The following is a 24,920-nucleotide window of genomic DNA, read 5'->3' on the forward strand; positions in this document are numbered from 1 at the left end:
GCGGCCACGCCCGTCAGCGCCCGGATCAGCGCTGCGGCGGAGCTCCTGGCCGAGCGGGCCGCGCGCCGGATCGGGCGTGGGTGAGGTGATGCGATGAGGCGAGGGCCGAGCCGATGACGATGCGCCAGAGGACGCGCGAGGCTCTCGCCCGGATCGCGCAGGCGAAGCTGCGGCTGACCGACGCGGTGGTGATCGCGGCGGCGGCGCTGCTGCTGATGAAGGCCACCGCCTTCGTCGCGCGCGAGCCGGAGCCCGCCGCGCCGCCTCCGGGTGCCGGCCCGAGCGTGGTGACGCCACGGCCCGAGCTGCCGGCCTTCGCCCGCGTCCTCGCCTTCGCCCGCTCCGAGACCCCGCCCCGCGAGGTCGTGACGACGGGCTCGAACCCGGAGAACGGCGAGGGCGACGCCGCGGGTGGCGTGGACGCCACGGCGCCGGCCGACGGCGCGCCCACGGATGCCGGCAACGGCGGCCTCTCGCCCGACCTCCTGCCCGACCTGCGCAGCCCCGCGACGTCGTCCGAGGACATGCTGCGCCAGCGCATGGCCGAGCAGCGTGCGGAGCTCGAGCGCCGTCTGCGCGAGCTCGACATGCGCGAGGAGCTCGTCGCCGCCGCCGAGGCGCGCCTCGAGGAGCGCGTCGCCGGCGGCCCCGCGGGCGCGCCCGCGCCGGGGGGCACGCCGGGGGCCGCGGCCGCGGCGCCCGAGGCGGAGGACCCGGCGAACGCCGAGGCTATGCGACGGCTCGTGTCGATGTACGAGGCGATGCGCCCCAAGGACGCCGCGCGGGTCTTCGACCGGCTCGCGCTCGAGGTGCTCGTGCCGCTGGCCGTGGACATGAGCCCGCGCCGGATGGCGGAGGTGATGGCGCAGATGTCGCCCGAGGCGGCCGAGCGCCTGACGATCGCGCTGGCCATGCGCGCGCGCGGCGCGACGCTCGCCGGCGGGCGGCAGCCGGCGACCACCAACGCGCTGCCGCCGACCGAGCTGCCGGCGATCGCGCTGCCGCCGCGCCCGTGATCCCGCTCGGCTGGCGTGCCGCGCCCGCCGCGCCTAAGCTCGCCTCGACCGAGACGACCGGAGCGCACGAGAGCATGACGAGACGCGCGGACGCGGCCGAGGACGACGCGGCGACTCCGGAGGGCCGGGGCGATCCCGCCCCCGACGACCCGAGCTTCCGGCTCGACACCCAGGCCGGCCACCTGATCCGCCGCGCGCACCAGCGCAACACCGAGATCTTCAACGCGGTGATGGGCCGGTTCTCTGTGACGCCGACGCAGTTCGCCGCGCTGGTCACACTGCTCGACCGCGGCGCCACGCCTCAGAACCAGCTCGGTCGGCTCACCGCGATGGATCCGGCGACGATCTTCGGCGTGGTCGGGCGGCTGATGAAGCGCGGCTTCGTGCGCCAGAGCCCCGTCTCGCAGGACGCCCGGCTGGTGGCCGTGAGCCTGACGCCGGAGGGCGAGCGCGCGGCACGCGCCATGCGCGCCGTCGCCCAGGAGGTCTCGACACGCACGCTCGAGCCCCTCTCGGAGGAGGAGGCGCGCACCTTCGTCGCGCTCCTCGCGCGACTCGGCTGAACCGAGCCTTCAGCCCGCCAGCGCCTTGCGCTCGCGGCGGCGGTCGGCGGAGGGCTGGTAGGCGATCTGGGCGTGGTGGTCGCAATAGGGCATGCCGGTCGGCGAGCGTGCGCCACAGAAGCGGAAGTCGGGCGAGTTCGGGTCTCCCATCGGCCAGCGGCACATGCTCTCGCGCAGGTCCATGATCGTCACGCGCTCGCTCGGCGCCACGGCGATCTCGCCCGCCGGCTTCGGGGCGGGGCGCGCGAACGTCTCGGCGAGCGGCTGCGGCTGGGGCCGGGCCCGGGGGGGCGGCGCGGCGGGGGCGTGCTCCGGCGCGTCGTCGGCGGCGAGCGCGTTGGCGCCGACGCTGATCGGGCGGGCGGGTACGGGGATCGGCGCCTCGGGCTCCGCGCCCGCGGGCTTCGGCCGCTGGCGCGCGGGGGGCACGGCCTTCTCCGGCGCCTTGCCGCGGCCCGAGAGGCCGAGGCGGTGGACCTTGCCGATCACGGCGTTGCGCGACACGCCTCCGAGCTCGGCGGCGATGGTGCTCGCGCTGCGCCCCTCCTGCCAGAGCGTCTTGAGACGCTCGACGCGTTCGTCTGTCCAGGTCGGGGTTGCATCCGTCATCGCCGCCTCCTCGCGGGCGCTGGTCTCGCAGAATCCCTCTCCGCTCGCGGACGATCGATTGCTCGACCGCGTGCCCGTCGCGCGCAGATGGTTATGAAGAGTGCCGCACCAGATGTCGTGTTCGACAGGAGCGAACGTACTAGATGCGTTGACTCGGGCGCAAGAGTCGGGGCAGCCGCCCGCTGTGGACGGCTCCTCGTTTTCCCCAGGCAATGCGTGCGCTATGGCGCGACGTGCGGCGATCCGACTCAGGCGCTGCGCCGGTCCGGGACCGCCGACGAGGAGGCCGGCGGCAGGGATCGCGCGTCGTGATCACGCGTCGAGATCACTTGTTGAGCATCATGATGAGCGCGAAGCCGACCTCGTGGCCGGGCGTCTGGTGCGGGCTCGGCGCGCTCGCGGCCATGACGCCGATCCCGCCCACGAGCCCGACCATGGTCGAGACGTAGAGGGTGGCGGCGGCGAGGGCGAGCGGGCGCTTGAACATGACGGGACCTCCTGCGACGAGGTCCTGTCTAGGAGATCCCACCGGAACCGTGCCCGAACGGCCCGTTCAGCTCCGCTTCATCTGCGGAGGGCGGGCAAGGGGGGCGCGCGAGGCGCGCGGGCCGGGGCCGCCGCGTCAGCCGACGAGGCCGGCGAGGTGGAGGACGACGCCCGCCGCCGCCGCGCCGGCGAGGACGGCGAACATCCCCGCCTTCAGCGCGAAGACCGCGAGGAGCGCGCCCGCCGACAGGAGCGCGGCCCAGGGGTCTAGGCTCGCCGGGACCGGGGCGTCGAGGTCGAGCCCGAAGCCCGTGACGGGGACCGTCTCGCGGAACAGCACGTGGATCGAGAACCACAGCGCGAGGTTCAGGATCACGCCCACCACGGCGGCGGTGATCGCCGAGAGCGCGCCCGCGAGCGGCCGGTTCTCGCGCAGCCGCTCGATGAACGGCGCGCCGAGGAAGATCCACAGGAAGCAGGGCGCGAAGGTCACCCAGGTGGCGAGGAGCCCGCCGAGCACGCCCGCGAGGACCGGATCGAGCACGCCGGGATCGCGGAAGGCCGCGAGGAAGCCGACGAACTGGAGGACCATGATCAGCGGCCCGGGCGTCGTCTCCGCCATGCCGAGCCCGTCGAGCATCTCGCCGGGCGCGAGCCAGCCGTAGGTCTCCACCGCCTGCTGGGCGACGTAGGCCAGGACGGCGTAGGCGCCGCCGAAGGTCACCATCGCCATCTGCGAGAAGAACAGCGCGATCTGCCCGAACGTGTGATCGGGCCCGAGCACGACGAGGAGCGCGGCGACCGGCACGAGCCACAGCGCGAGGCAGACGCCCGCAGTGCGCAGCGTCGCCGCGCGGCTCGGGCGGGCGTGGGGCGGCAGGTCGTCTCCGACGAGATAGGCGCCCGACGCGTCGTCCGCCCCCGCCTCCTTCCGCTCCGCCGGCAGGAAGGCGGCGAACCCGGCCCGTGCGCCGAGGAACCCCGCCAGCCCCGCGCCGATCACGATGACGGGAAAGGGCACGCCGAAGAAGAAGATGCCGACGAATGCGGCGGCGGCGAGGGCGCGCATGGCGCCGTTGCGCAACGCCCTCCCCGACAGCCGGACGAGCGCCTGGAGCACGATGGCGAGCACCGCGGCCTTGAGCCCGAAGAACAGCGCCGCGACGAAGCCGACGTTCCCGTAGAGGGCGTAGACGATCGACAGCGCCATGATCGACACGGCGCCGGGCAGGACGAACAGGAGGCCGGCGAGCACCCCGCCCGCCGTGCGGTGGGTGAGCCAGCCGAGATAGGTCGCGAGCTGCTGCGCCTCGGGGCCGGGGAGCAGCATGCAGTAATTGAGCGCGTGCAGGAAGCGGCGCTCCGAGACCCAGCGCTTCTCCTCGACGACGATGCGGTGCATCACCGCGATCTGCCCCGCCGGGCCGCCGAAGGAGAGCGCGGCGACGCGCGCCCAGACGCGCAGCGCCTCACCGAGCGTCGGATGCGCACGCTCCCGTGGAGAAGGCGACCCGGTCTCGTCGGACCCGGTCCGGGCAGTGGCATCGTCCATGGAGGATCCTCGTCGGGAGGCAGCGGGTCAGCGCGGGCGGGCGGCGACGGGGTCGCGACGGCGGGAGGCCCTCGACGGCTTCGGCACCTTGGACGCCTTGGGCACCTTGGCGGCGATGCCGTAGAGCCGCTCGCGCCGCTCCATCTCCTCCCAGACCTGGCGCGGCTCGATGCCGGCGCCGGCCCAGAGCACGGCGAGATGATAGATCAGGTCCGCGCTCTCCGCGACGATGCGTCCGCGGTCGCCCGCCTGCGCGTCGAGCGCGGTCTCGACGGCCTCCTCCGCCAGCTTCTTGCCCATCTTGGGCAGGCCGGCGGCGAGGAGGCGCGCGGTCTTGGAGGTGGCGACGTCCTCGTCGCGGGCGGCGAGGATCGCGCGATGGAGGCGGTCGATGGCATCGCTCATCGGTCCCGCATGAGACATTTCCGTGACGCCGCGATGACGGGGCGCGGGGGCGGCCAGGAGGGGAGCGGGCGGTCCGTAGACGGCCGCTGCAAAGGCGCGCTCATCCATGCTAAGCTACCTTCCGTGGCCGGGCATTCCGCTGCACCGCCGCAGCGGGCACGGGCAGGGGCTCGAGAGGCGGACGGCCGCCGCAGGAGGAGATCGTCATGACCGATACCCGCAAGTGGTCCGCCGTCCTCGACACGATGCCGCCCGAGGCGCCGCGGCTGCGGGTGGAGGGGCAGGTCTACGCCCCCTCTCCCGGCTACACGGCGCGGCTCGTGCCCATCGAGACGCCCGACGGGCCGTCGGAGGTGCTGGAACTCGCGCTCGTGCTCGCCCCGCCGCAGCATCCGGACACCCAGGTCCTCACCTGGATCGACGTGACGCAGCGTTTCGAGCGCGCGCGGGACGCGCCGCTCCTCCACACGGTGATCATCCGCGAGGGAGACGCGACCCTCGCCTCGATCCCCGTCGAGGTCGTCGCCTGACAGCGCGCGTCCGCACGCGCAAAGCGCCCGGCGAGGGTCTCTCGTACCGGGCGCCGGCGTGCGCTCCACCCTAGGGGATCTGGTTTCGCCCGATCCGGGCCGGCTGCGCCGCCCGGGCCGTGGCCCTCGGTTCGTGCGACGACCGCGTCGTTCGCGTCCACTTCGTTCTCGTCGGCGTCGTTCTCGGCGTCGTTCTCGGCGGCGTCGTTCTCGGCGGCCTTCTCGGCGGCGTCCTCCGTCCATCGGCGGCATTGTGGCGGCGGTCGCGAGACGATACCTCTTCATCGTCTCGAACGCGCGGGCGCGCGCGGCCGGGCGCAGGAGCGGCTCAGCCGCCCAGGAAGACGACGGCGGCCACCAGCGCGCAGGCGTACTGGATCGAGCGGACGTGCGCGATCCACGGCGTGCGCAGCGCGCGGCGGGAGATGTCGATGTCGGTCTGGCGCAGCGGCTGTTCCGCGTCGACCAGCCAAGGGTAGAGGAAGGTTGCGGGGATCATGGCTCTGTCTCCTGGATGTGCGAGCCCTTGGTACCGTGCCGGAGCCGGCATCCTCCGAGGGGCGGTGCCCCATGAGAGGATGAATCGATTCAAGCACGAGCGGGATATGGCTCCAATGCCTCCCGCCGTCAAGGGTTCCTTGAATCGGTTCACCGACATGGTAGACGAGGTGTGATGAGGAAAGCACGGCTCAAGGACGTGGCGCTGCTCGCGGGCGTGTCGCAGGGAACGGTGTCCAACGTCTTCAACCGCCCGGAGCTGGTGCGCGAGGAGCTGCGCGAGCGCGTCCTCGCGGCCGCCAAGAAGATCGGCTTCCGCGGCCCGGCGCCGGCGGGGCGCGTGCTGCGCTCGGGCCGCTCGGACCTCATCGCCGTCGTGGCGGACGCGAGCCTGCACTACATCGTCAACGACCCCTTCGCCCAGAAGCTGATCTCCGGCATCGCCGAGATCTGCGACGAGGCGCACATCGGCCTCACCATCGTCTCGGCGGACGCCGAGCGGCGCGACGGCTGGTCGATCGAGACCGCCATCGTCGACGGCTTCATCCTGTTCTGCATCAGCGAGGAGAACCGCCTCGTCGAGCTCGCCCGCCGGCGCGGGCTGCCCTTCGTCGCGGTCGACTCGGGGGACGTGCCGGGCGCCGGCGCCGTCGACGTCGACGACCGCAAGGCGGCGGCGGAGGCCGCGCGCCACGTCGTCGGGCTCGGCCATCGCCGCGTCGGCATCCTCTCGCTCGAGGTCGACGACGGCGAGCGCACCGGCTTCGTCGACGACGCGCGATTCGCGCAGATCCGATTCACCACGCCCCGTGCGCGGCTGCTCGGCTACCGCGACGTGTTCGAGGAGGCGGGCATCCCGCCCGCGAACGTCGTCGCCTACGAGTGCCTGAACGACGCGCCCTCCGTCGCGGAGGCGATCGACGCGCTGTTCGCGCCGGGCGCGCCGCATCCGACCGCGATCCTCGCCATGTCGGACACGATGGCGCTGGCCGCCTACGCCGCGCTGGCGCACCGGGGGCTGTCGGTGCCCGGCGACGTCTCGATCGTCGGCTTCGACGACGTCGCGGAGGCCGAGCGCGCCGTGCCGCCGCTGACCACGATCCGCCAGCCGGTGGAGGACAAGGGCCGTGAGGCCGCGCGCATGCTGCTCACGGGCGCGCGCGACCACGTCATCCTGCCGACGAGCCTCGTCGTTCGCGCCTCGACGGCCGCGCCGCCGCCCGCCGTACGCGCGCCGGATGCCTCGGCGGAGGCCGGGTCGCGCGTCCCGGAGCCGGCGCGGGACGCCTGAGCGGCGAGCGCCTCAGCTGCGGCCCTCGAAGATCCCGAGCCCGCCGGCCTCCTCGCCCCACAGCGCCTCGACCCGGGCGTCGCGCCCGCAGTTCCAGCGGTAGAAGCGGTAGGCGACGGGGTTCTTCAGGTAGTAGTCCTGGTGGTACTCCTCGGCCGGCCAGAAGGTCGTCGGCGCCTCGATGGTCGTCGCGATCGGCTCGTCGAAACGTGTGGCGACGGCCTCTCGGGAGGCCGCCGCCAGCGCCGCCTGCTCGTCGTCCAGGGGGAAGATCGCCGAGCGGTAGCCGTCACCCACGTCGCAGAACTGCGCGCCGGCGGTCAGCGGGTCGATGGTGCGCCAGAACACGTGGAGCAGTTCCTCGTAGCTCACGCGTTCGGGGTCGTAGACGATCTCCACCGCCTCGGCGTGTCCGGTGCCGCCCGCGACGACCTGCCGGTAGGTGGGGTTCTCCACGGTGCCGCCCACGTAGCCGGAGATCGTCTCGAGCACGCCGGGCACCTTGTCGAAATCGGACTCGACGCACCAGAAGCAGCCGCCGGCGAACACGGCGCGGGCGGTGGCGCCGTCCTCCTGCGCGACGGCGGGCGCGGCGACGAGCGTGACCGCGGCGAGCGCGGCGATGAGCGTGCGGGTCATGATCGGGCCTCCGAGGCGAATCTCGCCTGCAGCCGTTATCTGGGGCACCCCGGCGCGGGCGCAATGCGCCCCGCAAGCCTGCGTTCGCGCGAACGCAAGCGAACTTCCTCGCCGACCCGCAGTTCCTTGCGTACACGATAGGAACGGACGCGAGACACGAAAGGACGGGACCATGGGCCTCCTCGTCGACGGCCGCTGGCAGGACCGGTGGTACGACACCTCTTCCACGGGCGGTCGCTTCGAGCGGCAGACCTCGAGCTTCCGCAGTTGGATCACGCCCGACGGCGCACCGGGTCCCTCCGGCGAGGGCGGGTTCGCCGCCGAGCCGGGGCGCTATCACCTCTACGTGAGCCTCGCCTGCCCGTGGGCGCACCGCACGCTGATCTTCCGCAAGCTCAAGGGGCTCGAGGAGATGATCTCGCTGTCCGTCGTCCACTGGTTCATGGGCGAGGAGGGCTGGAGCTTCGAGCCCGGCGAGGGCGTCGTCCCCGACACGATCGACGGCGCGCGGGTGCTGCACGAGGTCTACACGAAGGCGAACCCGTCCTATACGGGCCGCGTCACGGTGCCGGTCGTGTGGGACAGGCAACGCGGGACCATCGTCTCCAACGAGAGCGCGGAGATCATCCGCATGCTCGGCTCCGCCTTCGACGGGGTCGGCGCCACGCCGGGCGACTACTACCCGCAGGCGCTGCGCGAGGAGATCGACGCGGTCAACGCGCGCGTCTACGACGACGTCAACAACTGCGTCTACAAGTCGGGCTTCGCCACGACGCAGGACGCCTACGAGGAGGCGGTGCGCCCGCTCTTCGCGACGCTCGACTGGCTGGAGGAGCGGCTGTCGCGCTCGCGCTACCTCGTCGGCGACACGATCACCGAGGCGGACTGGCGGCTGTTCACGACGCTGGTTCGCTTCGATCCGGTCTATGTCGGCCACTTCAAGTGCAACATCCGGCGGATCTTCGACTACCCGAACCTGTCGGGCTACCTGCGCGAGCTCTACCAGGTACCGGGCGTCGCCGAGACCTGCGATTTCGGCCACATCAAGCGGCACTACTACCAGAGCCACCCGAGCGTGAACCCCTCGCGCATCGTCCCGCTGGGTCCCGAACTCGACCTCGAGGCGCCGCACGGGCGCGGCTGACGGGGCCGCCTCACGATCGCGGCATCGGGGGTCGTCGCGAACCCCCGGCCGCCCTACGTCCTATCCAAATCGCAAGAAGAGGGATGTGGGGGCGTTCGGGAACCCGAGGAGGCGCGCATGCCGCACGCCGAGACGACGCACACGACCGCGATCCATTCCGCCCCCGTGTCCGCGGGCATCCATACGCCACCGCGCCCGGTGATCGACGACGTCGCGCCCCGCGAGGTGATCGCCGCACTGAAGGAGGGCTTCGCCGATTTCCAGGCCAAGCCCTCGCACCTGTTCTTCCTCGCGCTGTTCTATCCGCTCTTCGGGATCGTGCTCGGGCTCGCCGTGTTCTCCGACACGGGCCTGTCGCTGGTCTTCCCGCTGGTGGCGGGCTTCGCGCTCGTCGGCCCGGTGGCGGCGATCCCCCTCTACGAGGCGAGCCGGCGCCGCGAGATGGGCGACGACTGCACCTGGATCGCCTGCCTCGACGCGCTACGCCGTCCGGGCGTGACCTCGATCGTGCTGATCGCGATCCTGCTCAGCGTGCTGTTCGTGCTCTGGCTCGCCGCCGCGCAGGCGATCTGGGCCGCGACCTGGGGTGGGCCGGCGCCGATCGCCCCGCTCGCCTTCCTGGGCGAGGCGCTGACGACGCCGCGCGGCTGGGCGCTGATCCTCGTCGGCCACGCGGTCGGCTTCGTCTTCGCGGTGCTCGCCTTCGCCATCGGCGTCGTCTCGCTGCCGATGCTGGTCGACCGCGACGTCGGTGCCGGCGTCGCGCTCGCGACCTCCGTCGCCGCCGTGCGCCGCAACCCGAAGGCCATGGCGCTGTGGGCGGCGATCGTCGCCGCCCTGCTCGCCCTCGGCTCGATCCCGCTCCTCGTCGGCCTCGTCGTCGTGATGCCGGTGCTGGGCCACGCGACCTGGCGGATCTACCGCCGGGCGGTGGACCGAGAGAGCGTCGCGCGCACGCCGACGCGGGGGTGAGTTCGCGGCGGCCTCAGATGCAGCGGCCGCCGTCGACCTCCATGCACACGCCGGTGAGGAACGCCGCCTCGTCCGAGCACAGGAACAGCGCCGCGTTGGCGATGTCGGCGGGCTGCGAGAGGCGGCCCATGGGGATCGTCGCGCGGAACTGGGCGCGGCGCTCCTCGGTGTCCTCGCCGAGGAAGGTCGCGAGCATGCCGGTCTCGCCGGCCACGGGGTTGATGGCGACCACCCGGATCTTCTCGGGGGCGAGCTCGACCGCCATGGCGCGGGTGAGCGTGATCGCGGCCCCCTTCGAGCCGTTGTACCAGACGAGGCCCGGGCGCGGGCGCACGCCCGCCGTCGAGGCGATGGTGAGGATCACCCCGCCCCCGCCCTGCTCCCGGAAGACCGGGATCGCCGCGTGCGCGCCGTGGAAGATCGCCTTGACGTTGACGTCGTAGATCCGGTCGAAGGTCTCCTCGTCGACCTCGAGCATCGGCCTGTTGCGATGGGCGAATCCCGCGTTGTTGACGAGGATGTCGAGGCGCCCGAAGGCGCTCTTCGCCTCGTCGACCATGGCCTGCACGTCGGCGGCCCGGGTCACGTCGGCCTTCACGAAGCGCGCCGCCTCGCCGATCTCGGCGGCGACCCGGCGCCCGCCCTCCTCGGCGATGTCGCCGACGACCACCTTCGCGCCCTCGCGCGCGAACAGCTTCGCCATCCCCTCGCCGAATCCGGAGCCCGCCCCTGTGATGACGGCGACCTTGCCTGCCAGACGCATCGTGTTGTCCTTCCCGCTGCCGAATGTAGTTCCGCGCCGTCGATGGCAGCCGCCGACGCTCTCCCCTCCCCTTCGTGGGGAGGGGCCGGGGGTGGGGGGCGTGCAGAACTGCGGAGACGTCGATGCCGGCGCCTGCATCGACGTCGCGCCCCATCCTGAACGCCCCACACCCCCCACCCCTCTCCACGAGGGAGAGGGGAGTTCCCGATCGCTCGTCGCACGCGTCGCGCTCGTCCTTCCAAGCCGCGGCATCGGGACACGCGACGACACGAACGAAACCCGCCGACGCTCTCCCCTCCCCCTCGTGGGGAGGGGTCGGGGTGTGGGGCGTCGAAGGCGCTCGGACGGCTCGCCACAGGCATGCCCGGACGACGTCCACGTCGCGCCCCGTCCTGATCGCCCCACACCCGTCCGCCCCTCTCCACGAGGGGAGCATTTCTCACTCGTACTTCACCGCCACCGTCTTCAGCTGGGCGAAGCCGTAGAGCGCCTCGAAGCCCTTCTCGCGGCCGTGGCCGGACTTGGCCCTGCCGCCGAAGGGCAGCTCGACACCGCCGCCCGCGCCGTAATTGTTGACGAAGACCTGGCCGGCGCGCAGCCGCTTGGCCATGCGCAGCTGGCGCCCGCCGTCGCGGGTCCAGACGCCGGCGACGAGGCCGTAGTCGGTGCCGTTGGCGATGGCGATCGCCTCCTCCTCCCCGTCGAAGGGGATGAGCGAGAGAACCGGGCCGAAGATCTCGTCCCGCGCCAGCTCGGCGTCCGGGTCGACGGGCCCGAACAGCGCGGGCGCGACGTAGAAGCCGCCGTCCGGCGCGTCGTCGAGCACGCGTCCCCGCGCCAGCACGGTCGCGCCGCCCGCCTCGGCGCGCTCGATGAAACCCTTCACCCGGTCGCGCTGGCGGGCGTTGACGATGGGGCCGACGTCGGGATCGTCGAGCGCGGGGCCGACGGTGAGCGCCGAGAAGCGCTCCACGAGCGCGGAGACCAGTTCGTCCCAGATCGGACGCTCGATGAGGATGCGCGAGCCGGCCGAGCAGGTCTGGCCGGCGTTCTGCACCGAGGCGCGCACCAGGAAGGGCAGAGCCGCCTCGAGGTCGGCGTCGGCGAAGACAAGCTGGGGCGACTTGCCGCCGAGCTCCAGCGTGACCGGGACGACGTTGCGCGCCGCCATCTCCTGGATCTTCTGGCCGACCAGCACGGAGCCCGTGAAGGAGACGTGCGCCACGTCGGGATGCGAGGCGAGCGGCGCGCCCGCCTCCTCGCCATAGCCGGTGACGATGTTGAGCGCGCCCTCGGGCAGCCCGGCCTCGAGCGCGATCTTGCCGATCATCAGCGCGGTGAGGGAGGCGTCCTCGCCGGGCTTGACGACGCAGGCGTTGCCCATGGCGAGCGCCGCGCCCACCGAGCGCCCGATGATCTGCATCGGGTAGTTCCAAGGCACGATGTGCCCGGTGACGCCGTGCGGCTCGTACCAGGTCATCACCTGGTAGCCCGCCTGGTAGGGGATCGTGTCGCCGTGGACCTTGTCCGCCGCGCCGCCGTAGAACTCGAAATAGCGTGCACAGGCGAGCGCGTCGGCCTTGGCCTGGGCGTGCGGCTTGCCGACGTCGCGCGCCTCCAGGATCGCGAGGTCGGTGGCGCGCTCCAGGATGCCCTGTGCGATCTTCGTCAGCACACGCCCGCGCTCGGTCGCCGTCATGCGGCCCCAGGGCCCGTCGAGCGCGGCCTCGGCCGCCTTCACGGCGGCATCGACGTCGGCCGCGCGGCCGCGGGCGAGCTCGCCGAGCGGCTCGCCGGTCGAAGGATCGATGACGGGGATGCGCTCGCCCGCGGCGGCGTCCTGGAAGACGCCGCCGATGAGCAGCTTGGGCGCGGGAACGGTCATGGGCGCTCTCAATAGGCGAGGTTACGGAAGAACAGCGTCAGCTCGGGGACGTAGGTGATGATCATCAGGCACGTCACCACCACGAGGACGAAGGGTACGAGATGGCGGATGATCCGCTCCAGGGGAACTTGCGCCACCTGGCATGCGGCGAAGAGATTGACCCCGAAGGGCGGGGTGATCATCCCGAGCGCGAGGTTGACGACCATGATCAGCCCGAAATGGACCGGGTCGACGCCGAAGGCGATCGCGACCGGCGCGAGGATCGGCGCGAGCACGATGATCGCCGCCGAGGTCTCGATGAACATGCCCACCAGGAACAGGAAGACGTTCACCGCGAGCAGGAACATCGCCGGATCCGACACCACGCTCGTGATCCAGGCGGAGATCGCGGCCGGCACGCCGGCGCGGGTGATCAGGAACGAGAACAGCCCCGCCGCCGCGATGATGAACATGATGATCGTCGACGAGATCACCGAGCGGCGCAGCACGCCGACGAGGTCGCGCCAGGAGATCGCCCGGTAGACCAGCGTACCGACGAGGAGCGCGTAGACGACGGCCACCACCGACGCCTCCGTCGGCGTGAACACGCCCTGGTAGATTCCGCCGATGATGATCACCGGCATCGCGAGCGCCCAGGCCGCCTGGCGCGTCGCCGCGAGGATCGGCAGGCGCCCGACGTGGTCCTCCTTGCCCCAGCCGTTGATGCGGCAGGCGACGAGGACGTAGAGGATCAACGCCGCGCCGATGAGCAGGCCCGGCCCGATGCCGCCGACGAACAATTCGCCGATCGAGACCTCGGCGGCGACGCCGTAGAGGATGAGCGGGATCGAGGGCGGGATGATCACCCCGAGTTCCGCCGAGGTCGCCTGCAGGCTCGCCCCGAAGCTCTTCGGGTACCCGTGCTTGACCATGGCGGGGATGATGATCGCGCCGATGGCGAAGGTGGTGGCGACCGACGAGCCCGACACCGAGGCGAAGATCATGCAGGTGAGCACGCACGACGCCGCGAGCCCGCCCTGCACGCCGCCCACGAGCGCCTTGGCGAACTCGACGAGACGCCGGGAGATGCCCCCCGCCTCCATCAGGCTGCCGGCGAGGATGAAGAACGGGATCGCCATCAGGGGAAACGAATCGATCGTCGTCATCAGCCGCTGCGCCACCAGCACGAGCGGCAGCGGCGTGAAGAAGGCGATGCCGCCGATGGAGGCGGCGAGGATGGCGATCGCGATCGGGGCGCCGAGCGCGATGAAGAAGACCATGCCGGCGAGCATGAAGGTCGACATGGCGGGTCAGGCTCCCTCGGTCTCGAGGCGCGCGCGCGCCTGCGCGTCGGCGACCGACGCACCCTTGCGAAGGCGATCGATCTCCTCGGCGAGCCGGGCGACGACGGCGACGATGGAGAGCGCGGCGCCCACGGGAATGGCCGTGTAGACGAGCGCGATCGAGATGCCGCCGCCCGTGAACGGGTTGTCGACGCCCGCCAGCGTCTGGAAGCGCACGCGCTCGGCCATGCTCCAGCCGTACCAGAACATCACCGCGAGCACGCCGAGGTTGAGGCCGGCCACGGCGCAGATCACGACGAGCTGGAGCCGCCTGGGCGCGAGGCGCTGGAGCATGTCCACCGCCATCAGGGATCCCGTTCGGAAGGCGGCGACGAGGCCGAGATAGACCATCCAGATCTGCAAGCTCCGCGAGGTCACCTCCGACCAGGTCGAGGGCCGCTCGAACACGAAGCGCGTGATCACCTGGTAGAAGGACACGCACGCCATGGTGACGAGCAGCACCATCGCGAGCGTGAGCGCGATGTGGAAGACGGCGCGGTCGACGAGCTTGAGGGCGGCGAGCATCGTGAACTCATCGCGAACCCCTCTCCCGGAAGGGAGAGGGGGCAGGGGTGAAAGACAACTAGAGGGTGCTCGACGAGCGGCCCGCATCGTGCGGCGAGCCATACGCCCTCGGCCCCTGCCCCTCTCCCGCTCGGGAGAGGGGAGCGACATCACATCAGACGTCACATGCCGACGTTGCGGATGGCGTCGATCTTGTCCTGGCCGAAGCGCTGGGCGAACTCGGCGAAGACCGGCTGGAGCGCCGCCTCGAAGGCCGCCCGATCCGGGTCCTCGACGACCTGCATGCCCTGCTCCTTGAGCGTCGCGACCCCGTTGTCGGCGTCCTCGCGCACCTTCGCGCGCATGGCGACGGCACCCGCCGCCGCGGCTTCGCGGAACCAGCCCTTCTCCTCGTCGGTCAGCCCGTCCCACACGATCGGCGAGAGGATGATCAGCGCCGGCGAGTAGACGTGCTGGGTGAGCGTCAGGTGACCCTGGACCTGGGAGAAGTTCGCCGAGAGGATCACGCCGATCGGGTTCTCCTGGCCGTCGACCGTGCCCTGCTGGAGCGCCGTGAACAGCTCGGGGAAGGCCATCGGCGTCGGCAGCACGCCGAGTTCCTGGAAGGCGCGCATGTGCACCTGGTTCTCCATGGTACGCACCTTGAGGCCGCGGGTGTCCTCGGGCGTCCGCACCGCGCGCACGTTGTTGGTCAGGTTGCGGAAGCCGTTCTCGCCCCAGGCGAGGCCGATCAGCCCGTGATTGGGGAACTGCTCGAGGATCTCCTGGCCGATCGGCCCGTCGAGCACCGCGTGCGCGTGGTCGTAGTCGCGGAACAGGAACGGGATGTCGGTGATGAGCGTGTCGGGCACGAAGTTGCCGACCGGGCCCGTCGAGGTGATGACGACGTCGACGGTGCCGATCTGGGCGCCCTCGACCATCTCGCGCTCGCCGCCGAGCGCGTTGGCGGGGAACTGCTCGATCGTGAACCGGCCGTCCGACAGCTCCGCGAGCGTCTCCGCCATGGCGGTGGCGCCGACGCCGTAGTGCGAGGTGGGGGCGAGCGAGTAGCCGAGCTTGAGCGCCTGCTGCGCCTGGGCGCCGCCGATGCCGAGCGCGATGAGCGCCGCGCCGCCGATCGCGGCCTTCAGGGTCGTGTGGAACATGGGGTCTCCTTCCTCCCGTTCGTTCTTCTGCTCGTGATGCGAGCGCGAGGGCGCCCGCGGCTTCCCGCACCCGCGCGCGTCAGCGCAGCGCCTCCAGCGCGCGGGCGAAGAAATCCTCTCCTCCGAAATTGCCGCTCTTGAGCGCGAGCGCCAGCGCCCCCGCCGGCGCGCCGAGCGCGAGGGTCGCCGGGACGCCCGGCGCGATCTCCGCGCCGATGCGCAGGGCCTTCACCTGAAGCGCCTCGACCACGGCACCCGACGTCTCCCCGCCGGCGACGACGAGGCGACGCAGGCCCCACGCGACGAGGTGCTCGGCGACGCGCGCCATCAGGCTCTCGAGCGCCGCGCCCGCGACCCGGGCGCCGAAGCGCGCCTGGACCGCCGAGACGGCGTCCGGATCGGCACTCGTCGCGATCGCGACGGGCCCGGCGGGAAGCCGCTCGCGGGCGAAGGCGAGCGCCTCGGCGAGCGCGCGCTCGGGATCGGCCACCGCGGACGCGGCGTCGATGCGCAGCACCGGCATGATCGCCCGCGCGGCGTCGAGCTGCGCGCGGGTCGCCGCCGAGGTCGAGCCGGCGAGGACGACGGCCGGCCCGCCGACCTCCGGCAGCGCCGCGGACGCGCTCGCGCGCACCCGTCCCGACGCGATCAGCGCGCGGGCGAGCCCGTGCCCGAGACCGGAGGCGCCGGTCGAGACCGGGTGGGCGAGCGCCGCCTCGCCGAGCGGGATCAGGTCGGCGTCGCAGACCGCGTCGACGATCGCAGCCCTCCTCCCCGCGCCCGCGAGCGCCTCGAGGCGCCGCGCGATGGCGTCCGTGCCGGCGCGCACGTCCGCATGCGCGACGAGCCCGACGGGGTCGGCGCTCTGCCGGGCGAGCACGCGCAAGAGATCGGCGTCGCGCATCGGGTTGAGCGGGTGGTCCTTCAGCGGGCTCTCGGAGAGGAGCCTGTCGCCGACGAAGAGGTGGCCCTGGAAGACCGTGCGACCCGTGCCCGGGAACGCCGGGCAGACGGGGACGATCGCCGCGCCGGCATCCCCGCGCAACGCGTCCGTCACGGGGCCGATGTTGCCGGCGTCCGTCGAATCGAAGGTCGAGCAGATCTTGTAGAGGACGTGCCCGGCACCCGCCGCGACGAGCGCGTCGCGGGCGGCGCGGGCTTTCGCCACCGCCTCCTCGGCCGGCGCGGAGCGGATCTTGAGGGCGACGACGCGTGCGTCCGTCTCCGGCAGGGCGACGTCCGGCCCCGGCACGCCGATCGTCTGGACGACGGAGAGGCCCGCGCGTGCGAGCGTGTTCGCGAGATCGGTCGCGCCGGTGTGGTCGTCAGCGATGCAGCCGAGGGCGAGCCCGCGCGTCGCGGCGCCCGCCTGTGCGTGACCGTCCATCGTCCTCCCCCGCGGGGCGCACCCGGCGCCCTCTCGTTCGCGGTACGTTAGACAGTCGCGACGGCCGCGGCAACGGCGCAGTTTCCCGGCGTTTCGGCGCAGACGCATTGGAAAACGCGCCCGAAATGCGGGGTTTTCACCGCCTTTCGCAATTCGAGCGCGTTCGCAGTCCTCACTCGCCGCGCGCGTAGGCGGCGATGATCGGGCCGAGCGGCGCCCAGCCGTCGCCGGTGCGGCCGAGATGGGGGGCGTGGAGGCTCGGCACGAGGCCGCCGTCGAGGAAGAGCGCGTCCTGCGTGCCGAGCCCGTCGCGGAACAGGCGGGCGAAGGTGTGGAAGGAGACCGGCTCCTCGGAGATCGCGAACCAGACCTCCCCGTCCTCGCCGACGCCCACGCCGTTGCGGCGCTTGAGCGAATCCGAACCGGGAATGAAGCGCGGGTGCAGCTTTCCCCGAACGACGAGCATCGGCCCCGACTGCGTCGCGAGCGTCGCGTTCGGCCGAGCGGCGACGTAGGCCTCGGTGCTCATCACCCCCGCGGTGCCGTTCGCGACGAAGAAGACCCCGTTGGGCTTCATGTGGAAGTTGCCCGGCCCGTCGTTGGTGTTGACGGGCACGATGGTCTCGCCCTCCTCGACGTGCAGGCCGATCGGCGCGAGCGTGGCGTCGTACATCCCCGCATTCATGGCGAAGACGAGCGGCGCGCCCTCGATCTCCCGCGGCAGGGCCGAGAAACGCCCGAGCGGCCGCCCGTCCTCCCCGGCCGCGAACAGCCGCAGGACGTGGTCGCGCGGATCGATGAGGCACACGGTGAAGCGCGCGCCCTCGAACGTGCGCGGCGCGCACGGCTCCGCCGGCGAGGCGACGGCGGAGGGAGCCGAGGCGGGCACGCCGAGGAGCATCGCCGCGGCGAGGAGAGCGCGGATCGCCGCGCCGGGACGGGCGGCGCGCGCGATGGAGCGAAGGCGCGGGTGTCGAAGGTGCAAGGGGTCTCTCGTCGGTCGCGCCGCGGCGCCTGGTTCATCCCGTGCCGGACGGGCGTGCGACGAGCGTAGAGGAAGCGACGGTCGGCTTCAATTCGGGCGGCACGCCCGCGCACGGGCGCGCGCGCCGCGGCGAGCGAAACCGGCTGCTCAACTTTTGGGCTTGATCCGGCGGCGCTCACGTCGTCGTCTGCGATGAAATCAGAAGGACGATCCGGGATCGTCTTGCATTCCCTCAGGTGTGCGACATCCGACGATCGTAAGATGCAGGATGACGCAGGAACGACACTTATGCATATCCAAGCTTATAATGCACACAATTCAAGCTTGAATGGGCGTATCGAAGGGGTCAGCCTTCGCGCAGCTGCAACTCCGAGGCTATCCGTGATGACCACGATGCACATCGAGACAGCGCCTGTCGCCCGCGCCGACGCGCCGACCCACCCGACGCTCGAGGCGCTCCTCGCGGGAGCCGCCCGACGCCTCTCGCTCGCGCCGAGCTTCGTCCACGCCCGCCTCGACGGGCCGCTCCACGCGCCGCTCGCGGCCGTCCACACCCTGGGACCCGATCGCACGAGCAGCCACCTCGCGACGGTCGACCTGCTGGAGACCGCCGGGCTCGACGTCGAGATCGTCCTGCACGACCGGTTCGAGGACATCCTCGACACCGCCGAGCGCCGCCTCCACCCCGCGACGGAGGCGCGGCTCGCGATCGTGCCGAGCGCCTTCGCGGGCGCGAGCGCCTTCTTCATGAGTGCGCGCACGCGCCTCGTCGGCTGCTTCTGCCACGACACGCCGCCCTATCACCTCGCCTGGCCAGCGTCGCGGCCCGACCCGCTGCGCGAGGGCGCGGCCGTGCGGGTCGCCACCCACCCGGCGCCGGTGGGTCTCCTCGACCGGCTGATGCGCCGGGGCGTTCGCTGGGAGGTCGCCCCCTACGTCTCCACCGTCGCGGCCGCCGGCGCCGCCCTCGCCGGCGAGGCCGACGTCGCCTTGTGCAACCTGGAGACCATCCGCGCGCGTCGGATGGCGCACGACCCGCGCGGGGTCCCCATCGCCATGAGCTGGAACCTCTTCCTCTTCCGCCCGGAGGACGCCGCATGAGCGCCTACTTTCCCGAGCCAACCCGCACGCGCCTGTTCGGCGAGATCGAGGCGGACGTCTTCCGGCTGGGGGACGCGGCCGACACCGTCGTGATGATCACGACGATGCCGCCGGGCGCCGCGGCGCCCCCGCACGAGCACGCCGAGCACCAGATCGGCATGTGCCTCTCGGGCAGCTACCGCATGCGCGTGGGCGACGAGGAGCGCCGGCTCGACGCGCTGCGCGGCGCCTACTGGGCGCGGGGCGGCGAGATCCACGGCGCGGTCAACGAGAGCGACGTTCCCGCCGTGACGCTCGACATCAAGCGCAGGCCGCAGCCGGCGCTGGAGGGCCGCGCCACGCCCTGCCCCGCCGAGGCACGCTTCCTCGACCTCTCGGCCCCGCGGACGGTGAAGGGCGGGCTGGAGCTGCGCTTCTTCGTCGGCCCGTGGTTCGAGATCATGCTGTCGGTGCTGGAGCCCGGTGCGCTGATGCCGCGCCACGCCCATCGCGGCGCGCAGATCGGCATCGGGCTCGACGGCGACTACGCCATGGAGGTGGGCGAGGAGACGCGCCGCTTCACCCGCCATCGCGTCTACTTCGCCCCCGACCACGTCCCGCACATGGGGCTCAACGACACGGACGCGCCGGCGACCTCGCTCAACGTCTTCATCCCGCCGCGCTGGAACCTCCTCCCCAGGCGCCTGCGCGAGAGCGCCGACGCGGCGGGGGAGATGGAGCTCGCCGATGCGGCTCGGTGACGAACCGGTCGTCGTCGTCACCGGCGCCGCCTCCGGCATCGGGGCGGCGACCGCGACGGCCTTCGCCATGGCGGGCGCCCGCGTCGTGATCGCCGATCGCGACGAGGCGGGCGCGCGCGCCCTGGCGCTGCGCCTCGGCGACGGCGGCGCGGGCGCGCTCGCGGTGCGCGCGGACGTCTCCGACGAGGCGGACGTCGCCACCCTCTTCGCGCGGGTGGACGCCGCCTTCGGACCGGTGACGCATCTCGTCAACAACGCCGGCATCGAGATCGTCGGCGCGCTGCAGGACTTCGCGGTCGCCGACTACGACCGCCTCTTCGCGGTGAACGCGCGCAGCGTCTTCCTGTGCAGCCGCGAGGCGGCGCGGCGGATGATCCCGCGCCGGCGCGGCGCGATCGTCAACCTCGCGTCCGTCGCCTCCTTCAAGACCTGGCCGGGCGATGGCGCCTACAGCGCGAGCAAGGCCGCCGTCCTGGCGCTGACGAAGGCCTTCGCGGCGGACCTCGCGCCCTACGCCATCCGCGTCAACGCGGTCGCGCCGGCGATCGTCGACACGCCGATGACCGAGCGCTCCCTCGACGCCGAGGCGGACCGCGCGGCCGGGCGGCGTCGGCGCGAAGCGCTGCACCCGCTCGACCGCCTCGCCCGCCCGCAGGAGATCGCCGACGCGATCCTCTTCCTCGCCGGCGAGGAGAGCGCCTTCACGACGGGCGCCTGCCTGACCATCGACGGCGGCCTGCTCGCCTGACCCGCACGGAGGACCCATGGACACGACGATCGGCTCGCGCGCGACGAACGGAGCGGTCTACGCGAGGATGGTCCTGGTGCAGGTGTTCTGGGCGGGCACCTTCGTCGCGAGCGAGATCGCGCTCCACGACCAGCCGCCGGCGCTCACCGCCGTCGTGCGCTTCGTGCTGACGACGGCGATCTACGTCGCGATGTGCGTGATGCTCGCCGACGCGGCCGCGCCGCGGCTGCGCGAGCGGGTGCGGGAGATCTCCGCCGGCGGATGGCTCGCGCTGGCCGCGATGGGCTTCTTCGGCGTCTCGCTCTACACGCTGCTCCTGCATCTGGGGCTGGGCGCCTCCACCGCGGCCTACGCGGCGCTGCTGATCCCGACGACGCAGCCCATCTTCACGGCGATCCTCGGGCGCCTCGCCTTCCGCGACGCCGTCGGCTCGGCGCTCGTCGTCGGGCTCGCGCTCGGGCTGGTGGGCGCGGGCCTCGTGATCCTCGGAGGCCTGTCCGTGTCGGACACCGCGCTGCTCGGCGGCAACCTCGTCATCGTGGCGGCCGCCCTGTCCTTCTCCTGCTACGCCGTCTCGGCGAAGTTCGCGCCCGCGACGCTGTCCTCCACGGAGAGCACGACGCTCTCCTTCGTCTTCGGCACGCTGTTCCTGCTGCCGATGCCGGTTCTCATGGGAGAGAGCCTGGCCCTCGCCGGCGCGACGCCGCCGTTCTGGCTCTCCATCGCCTATCTCGTCGTCTTCGCGACGGTGCTGCCGTATCTCTGGTGGAACGACGCGGTCAAGCGGATCGGCTCGGCGCGCACCGGCATCTTCACCTTCCTCATGCCGCCGATGGCGGTCGCGCTCGCCGCGCTGGTGCTCGGCCACACGCCGGGCCCGCAGCAGATCCTCGGCGGGGCCCTCGCGCTCGCCGGCGTCGCGCTCGCGACGTTCGGGTGGCCCGGACGAGGCAAGGCCGTGTGAGCCCGTCGCGGGTGCCCGTGCTCACCCGCGTCTACCTCACCAGCTCCCGCATCGCCCGGTCGAGCCCGTCCGGCGTCAGCGGGAACATGCGCCCGCTCATCAGCCGCGAGACGAGCCCGATCGACTGGGTGTGGCCCCAGTGCGCCTCCGGGACGGGGTTGAGCCAGGCGGCGCGGCCGAAGTGCGCGGTCAAGCGCTCGAGCCAGGCCTGGCCGGGCTCCTCGTTCCAGTGCTCCACCGAGCCGCCGGGGATCAGGATCTCGTAGGGGCTCATCGAGGCGTCGCCGACGAACACCGCCCGGTAGTCCGGCCCGAAGGTGCGGATCACGTCGAGGGTGGGGATCGTCTCGGCATGGCGGCGGCGGTTGTCGCGCCACAGGCCCTCGTAGGGGCAATTGTGGAAGTAGAAGTGCTCGAAATGCTTGAACTCCGCCCGCGCGGCGGAGAACAGCTCCTCCGCGCGCTCGACGTGCCAGTCCATCGAGCCGCCCACGTCGAGGAAGAGCAGCACCTTCACCGCGTTGCGCCGCTCGGGGCGCATCTTGACGTCGAGCCAGCCCTGCCGGGCGGTCTCGCGGATCGTGCCGTCGAGGTCGAGCTCGTCGGCGGCGCCCGTGCGCGCGAAGCGGCGCAGGCGGCGCAGCGCGACGCGCATGTTGCGGGTGCCGAGCTCGACGCGGTCGTCGAGATCCCTGAACTCCCGCTTGTCCCAGACCTTCACCGCGCGAAAGTTGCGGTTGCCGTCCTGGCCTATGCGGATGCCTTCGGGGTTGTAGCCATAGGCGCCGTAGGGCGAGGTGCCCGCCGTGCCGATCCACTTGTTGCCGCCCTGGTGGCGGCCCTTCTGCTCGGCGAGGCGCTGCTTCAGCTCGTCCATCAGCCGATCCCAGCCCTTGGCCTCGATTTCGGCCTTCTCCTCGGGCGTCAGGTAGCGCTCGGCGATCTTGCGCAGCCATTCCTCCGGGATCTCCGCGGCCTCGAGCGCCTCACCCATCGTGCCGAGCCCCTCGAAGACGCGCGAGAAGACCCGGTCGAACTTGTCGAGGTTGCGCTCGTCCTTCACCAGCGCGGCGCGAGCGAGATAGTAGAAATCCTCCACCCGCTTGCCCGCGAGGTCGCGCTCCAGCGCGCCGAGCAGCGTCAAGTACTCGCGCAGCGAGACGGGAATGCGCGCGGCGCGCAGCTCGGCGAAGAAGGTGGTCAGCATGGCGGGCAGTGTGGGGGTGCGCGGACGCCCGTGCAAGCACGACCGCTTGACCGGACGACCGCATCTCGTTACGTGATGTTATAGCGTTACATTTCTGTGAGAGGCGGGCGCCTGCGGCGGCTTGACGCGCCGCTGGAAGAGGATAGCCTGCCCTCGTCGGTTCCCCGCGAGGGGACGAAGAGGGAATCCGGTGAGGGCCTTCCGCAACCGCGGCAGGCGCGACTCCGGGGCTGCCCCCGCAACTGTGAGCGGCGAGCCTCCTCCCATCATGCCACTGGCCGTCGGGCGTCCGCCCGAGGGCCGGGAAGGCGGGGGGCGGCGACGACCCGCGAGCCAGGAGACCTGCCGACGTCGGCGATCCGCCGGCACCGAGACCACCAGACGGGCGGGGAGGCCCGGAGGAGTGACCATGATTCGTGACCCGAGGCGGGCCGCCGGCCCGCCACACGCATTCGCGCTCTCGACCGCCGCAGTGATCGTGCCGACGCCGTCGCGATGAGCGACCCGTCCCTCGAAGGTCGGGTCGTCCTCTCCGTGTGCACCCGCTGCCGCGACGATCGCGAGGACGCGTACGGCGACGTCCGTGGCGGCGCGCGCTTCGCGGCGGCGATCGCCCGAGCCGCCGCCGGCCGCGACGACCTGCCCGACGGCCTCGCCTTGCGCGGCGTCGCCTGCATGAGCCAGTGCAAGCGCCCCTGCGTGGTCGCGCTCTCGGGCTCCGGGCGCTTCACCTACGTGTTCGGGGATCTCGACCCCGAGCAGGATGCGCGGGCCGTCCTCGACGTGCTCGCCCCCTATGCGGCCTCGTCGGAGGGCTTCCTCGCCCGCGGCGCGCGGCCGGAAGTCCTGCGCGCCGGCATCCTGGGCCGCATCCCACCCGTCCCGACGGCGAGCCCGCTCGTCGGCCCCCTCGACCCCGAAGACCTGGAAGCCCTCGCATGATCCGCCTCGCGCCGACCCGCCGCGCCATCCTGGCCGCGGCCCTCCTCGCCGGCACCGCCCTCGCCGGCACCGCTCTCGCCGCCGATCCCGCGCCCCTCGTCGTCGCCAAGACCTTCGTGACCCAGAGCCTCGACCCCGTCGACGGCTCGGCCGGCTGGGCGCTCGTCTCGCACGGCGTCGCGGAGGGCCTGTTCACGGTCTCGCGGGAGGGGACGATCGTGCCGCTCCTCGCCGAGGCGGCCGAGCGTCGGGACGACGGCGCCTGGATCGTGTCGCTCGCCCCGGGCCGGATGTTCTCCGACGGGACGCCGGTCGAGGCGGAGGCGGTGGCCGCCGCGCTGAACCGCACGGGCGCGGAGAACCCGGCCGCGCGCGCCAGCGCCGGGCGCCTGACCTTCACGCCGCTCGATGCGCGCACGCTCCTCGTCGAGACCGAGCGGCCGACACCGATCCTGCCGTCGATCCTCGCGGAATGGGCCTTCCCGGTCTACCGGCGGACGGATGCCGGCCCGATCTTCACCGGCCCCTATTCGGTCGCCTCGTTCGAACCGGGCGCGCGCATCGCGCTCTCGCCGAACCCGCACTACCCGAACGCCGAGGCCCGCGCGCCGATCGACCTGAGGCGGGTCGGCGACGGGCAGGCGATGGCGATCGCCCTGGCGGCGGGCGAGGTCGACCTCGCCTTCAACCTGCCGGTGGAGGCGCTCTCGATGCTGCGCGACCGCGCGGGCGTCACCGCGCGCTCGTTCCCGGTCGCCTACCAGTACATGATGTTCATGAACACGCGCGAAGGCCCCCTCGCCGATCCGGCCGTGCGGCGCGCGATCGACCGCGCCGTCGACCGCGCGACGCTCGTCGCGGCCATCCGCGCCGGGCGCCCGGCGGCGGGGGCTTTCGCGCAGACCTATCCCTTCGCCGCCGACGTCGTGCCGGCCCACGATCCCGTCGAGGCGCGGCGCCTGCTCGAGGCGGCCGGCTGGAGCCTCGGCGCGGACGGCGTGCGCGCGAAGGACGGCGAGCGGCTCGTTCTCGACCTCGTCGCCTACCCGCAGCGGCCGGATCTCGTCACGCTCCAGCCGGTCCTGCGCGCGGCGCTCGCCGAGATCGGCGTCGGGGTGACGACTCGCGTGACGGAACAGCCCAACGACGTCGCCTCCGGCGGCGACTTCGACCTCCTGCTCTGGGCGCAGCACACCGCACCCGCGGGCGATCCGGCCTTCTTCCTCTCGCTCTTCCTCGGGAGCGAGGGCGCGCGCAACTACGCCGGCTGGTCGTCGGGCGCACTCGACGCGCTCGTCGCGGAACTGGCGAGCGCGGAAGACCCCGCCGAGCGCATCCGCCTCGCGCGCGAGGCTCAGGCTGTGGCGGCCGAGGGCGTGCCGGTGGCCTACCTCGTGACGCCGGAATGGCACGTGGGCCTCTCCGACCGGCTCGCCGGCTACGAGCCCTGGGGCTCGGACTACTACGTGATCCGCCCCGACCTCCTGCCCGCGGACTGAGC

The 24,920-nt window shown here is 72.5% G+C and carries 26 protein-coding genes and 1 riboswitch; of the genes, 12 read left to right on the forward strand and 14 right to left on the reverse strand.

Going from position 1 to position 24,920, the window contains the following annotated elements; genetic code table 11:
* Positions 1–113 precede the first annotated feature (113 nt).
* Positions 114–1,016 (forward strand): MotE family protein, encoded by a 903-nt coding sequence (locus tag AB9M23_RS21335; RefSeq protein WP_372426679.1) that lies wholly within the window; start codon positions 114–116, stop codon positions 1,014–1,016.
* A gap of 74 nt (positions 1,017–1,090) precedes the next feature.
* Positions 1,091–1,579: a MarR family winged helix-turn-helix transcriptional regulator gene (locus AB9M23_RS21340; protein WP_372426680.1), complete on the forward strand. Its 489-nt coding sequence runs from the start codon at positions 1,091–1,093 to the stop codon at positions 1,577–1,579.
* A gap of 9 nt (positions 1,580–1,588) precedes the next feature.
* On the opposite strand, the gene AB9M23_RS21345 is transcribed toward AB9M23_RS21340, so the two are convergent.
* The 4 genes from AB9M23_RS21345 to hisE all read right to left on the reverse strand — a co-directional run bounded on the left by AB9M23_RS21345 (position 1,589) and on the right by hisE (position 4,631).
* Positions 1,589–2,188 carry a GcrA family cell cycle regulator gene (locus tag AB9M23_RS21345; RefSeq protein ID WP_372426681.1) on the reverse strand — a complete coding sequence of 200 codons (600 nt, stop codon included), beginning with the start codon at positions 2,186–2,188 and terminating at the stop codon, positions 1,589–1,591.
* Positions 2,189–2,513: 325 nt separating this feature from the next.
* Positions 2,514–2,675: a hypothetical protein gene (locus AB9M23_RS21350; protein ID WP_372426682.1), complete on the reverse strand. Its 162-nt coding sequence runs from the start codon at positions 2,673–2,675 to the stop codon at positions 2,514–2,516.
* A 135-nt stretch (positions 2,676–2,810) separates the two neighbouring features.
* Positions 2,811–4,226 (reverse strand): chromate efflux transporter, encoded by a 1,416-nt coding sequence (chrA, locus tag AB9M23_RS21355; protein ID WP_372426683.1) that lies wholly within the window; start codon positions 4,224–4,226, stop codon positions 2,811–2,813.
* Between the two features lie 27 nt (positions 4,227–4,253).
* Positions 4,254–4,631 carry a phosphoribosyl-ATP diphosphatase gene (gene hisE / locus AB9M23_RS21360; protein ID WP_372426684.1) on the reverse strand — a complete coding sequence of 126 codons (378 nt, stop codon included), beginning with the start codon at positions 4,629–4,631 and terminating at the stop codon, positions 4,254–4,256.
* A 206-nt stretch (positions 4,632–4,837) separates the two neighbouring features.
* Between hisE and AB9M23_RS21365 the strand changes: the two genes are divergently transcribed.
* Positions 4,838–5,161 carry a hypothetical protein gene (locus AB9M23_RS21365; protein ID WP_372426685.1) on the forward strand — a complete coding sequence of 108 codons (324 nt, stop codon included), beginning with the start codon at positions 4,838–4,840 and terminating at the stop codon, positions 5,159–5,161.
* A 328-nt stretch (positions 5,162–5,489) separates the two neighbouring features.
* On the opposite strand, the gene AB9M23_RS21370 is transcribed toward AB9M23_RS21365, so the two are convergent.
* On the reverse strand, positions 5,490–5,660 hold the full coding sequence (locus AB9M23_RS21370; protein ID WP_372426686.1) for a hypothetical protein: 171 nt from the start codon (positions 5,658–5,660) through the stop codon (positions 5,490–5,492).
* Positions 5,661–5,834: 174 nt separating this feature from the next.
* Here AB9M23_RS21370 and AB9M23_RS21375 point away from each other — a divergent pair, with 174 nt between their 5' ends.
* Complete coding sequence (locus AB9M23_RS21375) at positions 5,835–6,950, forward strand: LacI family DNA-binding transcriptional regulator (RefSeq protein ID WP_372426687.1); 1,116 nt, start codon at positions 5,835–5,837, stop codon at positions 6,948–6,950.
* A gap of 12 nt (positions 6,951–6,962) precedes the next feature.
* On the opposite strand, the gene msrA is transcribed toward AB9M23_RS21375, so the two are convergent.
* Positions 6,963–7,589: a peptide-methionine (S)-S-oxide reductase MsrA gene (gene msrA, locus AB9M23_RS21380; RefSeq protein WP_372426688.1), complete on the reverse strand. Its 627-nt coding sequence runs from the start codon at positions 7,587–7,589 to the stop codon at positions 6,963–6,965.
* A 172-nt stretch (positions 7,590–7,761) separates the two neighbouring features.
* Between msrA and AB9M23_RS21385 the strand changes: the two genes are divergently transcribed.
* On the forward strand, positions 7,762–8,733 hold the full coding sequence (locus AB9M23_RS21385; RefSeq protein ID WP_372426689.1) for a glutathione S-transferase family protein: 972 nt from the start codon (positions 7,762–7,764) through the stop codon (positions 8,731–8,733).
* A gap of 117 nt (positions 8,734–8,850) precedes the next feature.
* Entirely contained in the window at positions 8,851–9,705 is an 855-nt protein-coding gene (locus AB9M23_RS21390; protein WP_372426690.1) for a DUF2189 domain-containing protein, read from the forward strand.
* Positions 9,706–9,718: 13 nt separating this feature from the next.
* On the opposite strand, the gene AB9M23_RS21395 is transcribed toward AB9M23_RS21390, so the two are convergent.
* The 7 genes from AB9M23_RS21395 to AB9M23_RS21425 form a co-directional block, all read right to left on the reverse strand.
* Positions 9,719–10,468, reverse strand: coding sequence for an SDR family oxidoreductase (locus AB9M23_RS21395; protein ID WP_372426691.1), 750 nt, complete (start codon positions 10,466–10,468; stop codon positions 9,719–9,721).
* 439 nt (positions 10,469–10,907) lie between these two features.
* Positions 10,908–12,353 carry an aldehyde dehydrogenase family protein gene (locus AB9M23_RS21400; RefSeq protein ID WP_372426692.1) on the reverse strand — a complete coding sequence of 482 codons (1,446 nt, stop codon included), beginning with the start codon at positions 12,351–12,353 and terminating at the stop codon, positions 10,908–10,910.
* 8 nt (positions 12,354–12,361) lie between these two features.
* Positions 12,362–13,636, reverse strand: coding sequence for a TRAP transporter large permease (locus tag AB9M23_RS21405; protein ID WP_372426693.1), 1,275 nt, complete (start codon positions 13,634–13,636; stop codon positions 12,362–12,364).
* A gap of 6 nt (positions 13,637–13,642) precedes the next feature.
* The gene (locus tag AB9M23_RS21410; RefSeq protein WP_372426694.1) at positions 13,643–14,200 is read right to left on the reverse strand and encodes a TRAP transporter small permease; all 558 of its coding nucleotides are present in this window, start codon (positions 14,198–14,200) and stop codon (positions 13,643–13,645) included.
* A 161-nt stretch (positions 14,201–14,361) separates the two neighbouring features.
* A complete protein-coding gene (locus AB9M23_RS21415; RefSeq protein WP_372426695.1) occupies positions 14,362–15,345 on the reverse strand; it encodes a TRAP transporter substrate-binding protein in 984 nt (327 codons plus the stop codon).
* Positions 15,346–15,424: 79 nt separating this feature from the next.
* Positions 15,425–16,732, reverse strand: coding sequence for a 3-oxo-tetronate kinase (gene otnK, locus AB9M23_RS21420; RefSeq protein WP_372426696.1), 1,308 nt, complete (start codon positions 16,730–16,732; stop codon positions 15,425–15,427).
* Positions 16,733–16,904: 172 nt separating this feature from the next.
* Positions 16,905–17,633 (reverse strand): phosphodiester glycosidase family protein, encoded by a 729-nt coding sequence (locus tag AB9M23_RS21425; RefSeq protein WP_372426727.1) that lies wholly within the window; start codon positions 17,631–17,633, stop codon positions 16,905–16,907.
* A 468-nt stretch (positions 17,634–18,101) separates the two neighbouring features.
* Here AB9M23_RS21425 and AB9M23_RS21430 point away from each other — a divergent pair, with 468 nt between their 5' ends.
* Genes AB9M23_RS21430 through AB9M23_RS21445 form a run of 4 tightly spaced genes read left to right on the forward strand, consistent with a single transcriptional unit; the run spans position 18,102 to position 21,270 of the window.
* Positions 18,102–18,818, forward strand: a complete 717-nt coding sequence (locus AB9M23_RS21430) for a hypothetical protein (protein WP_372426697.1) — start codon at positions 18,102–18,104, stop codon at positions 18,816–18,818.
* A complete protein-coding gene (locus AB9M23_RS21435) occupies positions 18,815–19,558 on the forward strand; it encodes a cupin domain-containing protein (RefSeq protein ID WP_372426698.1) in 744 nt (247 codons plus the stop codon). The genes AB9M23_RS21430 and AB9M23_RS21435 overlap by 4 nt, the downstream gene beginning before the upstream one ends.
* Positions 19,545–20,306, forward strand: coding sequence for an SDR family NAD(P)-dependent oxidoreductase (locus AB9M23_RS21440; RefSeq protein WP_372426699.1), 762 nt, complete (start codon positions 19,545–19,547; stop codon positions 20,304–20,306). The genes AB9M23_RS21435 and AB9M23_RS21440 overlap by 14 nt, the downstream gene beginning before the upstream one ends.
* Positions 20,307–20,322: 16 nt before the next feature.
* Positions 20,323–21,270, forward strand: coding sequence for a DMT family transporter (locus AB9M23_RS21445; RefSeq protein WP_372426700.1), 948 nt, complete (start codon positions 20,323–20,325; stop codon positions 21,268–21,270).
* A gap of 31 nt (positions 21,271–21,301) precedes the next feature.
* Here the strand turns inward: AB9M23_RS21445 and AB9M23_RS21450 are convergent, their stop codons facing one another.
* Entirely contained in the window at positions 21,302–22,477 is a 1,176-nt protein-coding gene (locus AB9M23_RS21450; protein WP_372426701.1) for a vWA domain-containing protein, read from the reverse strand.
* 140 nt (positions 22,478–22,617) lie between these two features.
* Positions 22,618–22,841: riboswitch (cobalamin riboswitch) on the forward strand.
* 131 nt (positions 22,842–22,972) lie between these two features.
* Between AB9M23_RS21450 and AB9M23_RS21455 the strand changes: the two genes are divergently transcribed.
* Together AB9M23_RS21455 and AB9M23_RS21460 are read left to right on the forward strand one after the other, a co-directional pair.
* Positions 22,973–23,419, forward strand: coding sequence for a DUF1636 family protein (locus AB9M23_RS21455; protein WP_372426703.1), 447 nt, complete (start codon positions 22,973–22,975; stop codon positions 23,417–23,419).
* Positions 23,416–24,918 carry an ABC transporter substrate-binding protein gene (locus AB9M23_RS21460; RefSeq protein WP_372426704.1) on the forward strand — a complete coding sequence of 501 codons (1,503 nt, stop codon included), beginning with the start codon at positions 23,416–23,418 and terminating at the stop codon, positions 24,916–24,918. The genes AB9M23_RS21455 and AB9M23_RS21460 overlap by 4 nt, the downstream gene beginning before the upstream one ends.
* Positions 24,919–24,920 lie beyond the last annotated feature (2 nt).

This window comes from Salinarimonas chemoclinalis, assembly GCF_041514305.1.
Taxonomy (GTDB): Bacteria; Pseudomonadota; Alphaproteobacteria; order Rhizobiales; family Beijerinckiaceae; genus Salinarimonas; species Salinarimonas chemoclinalis.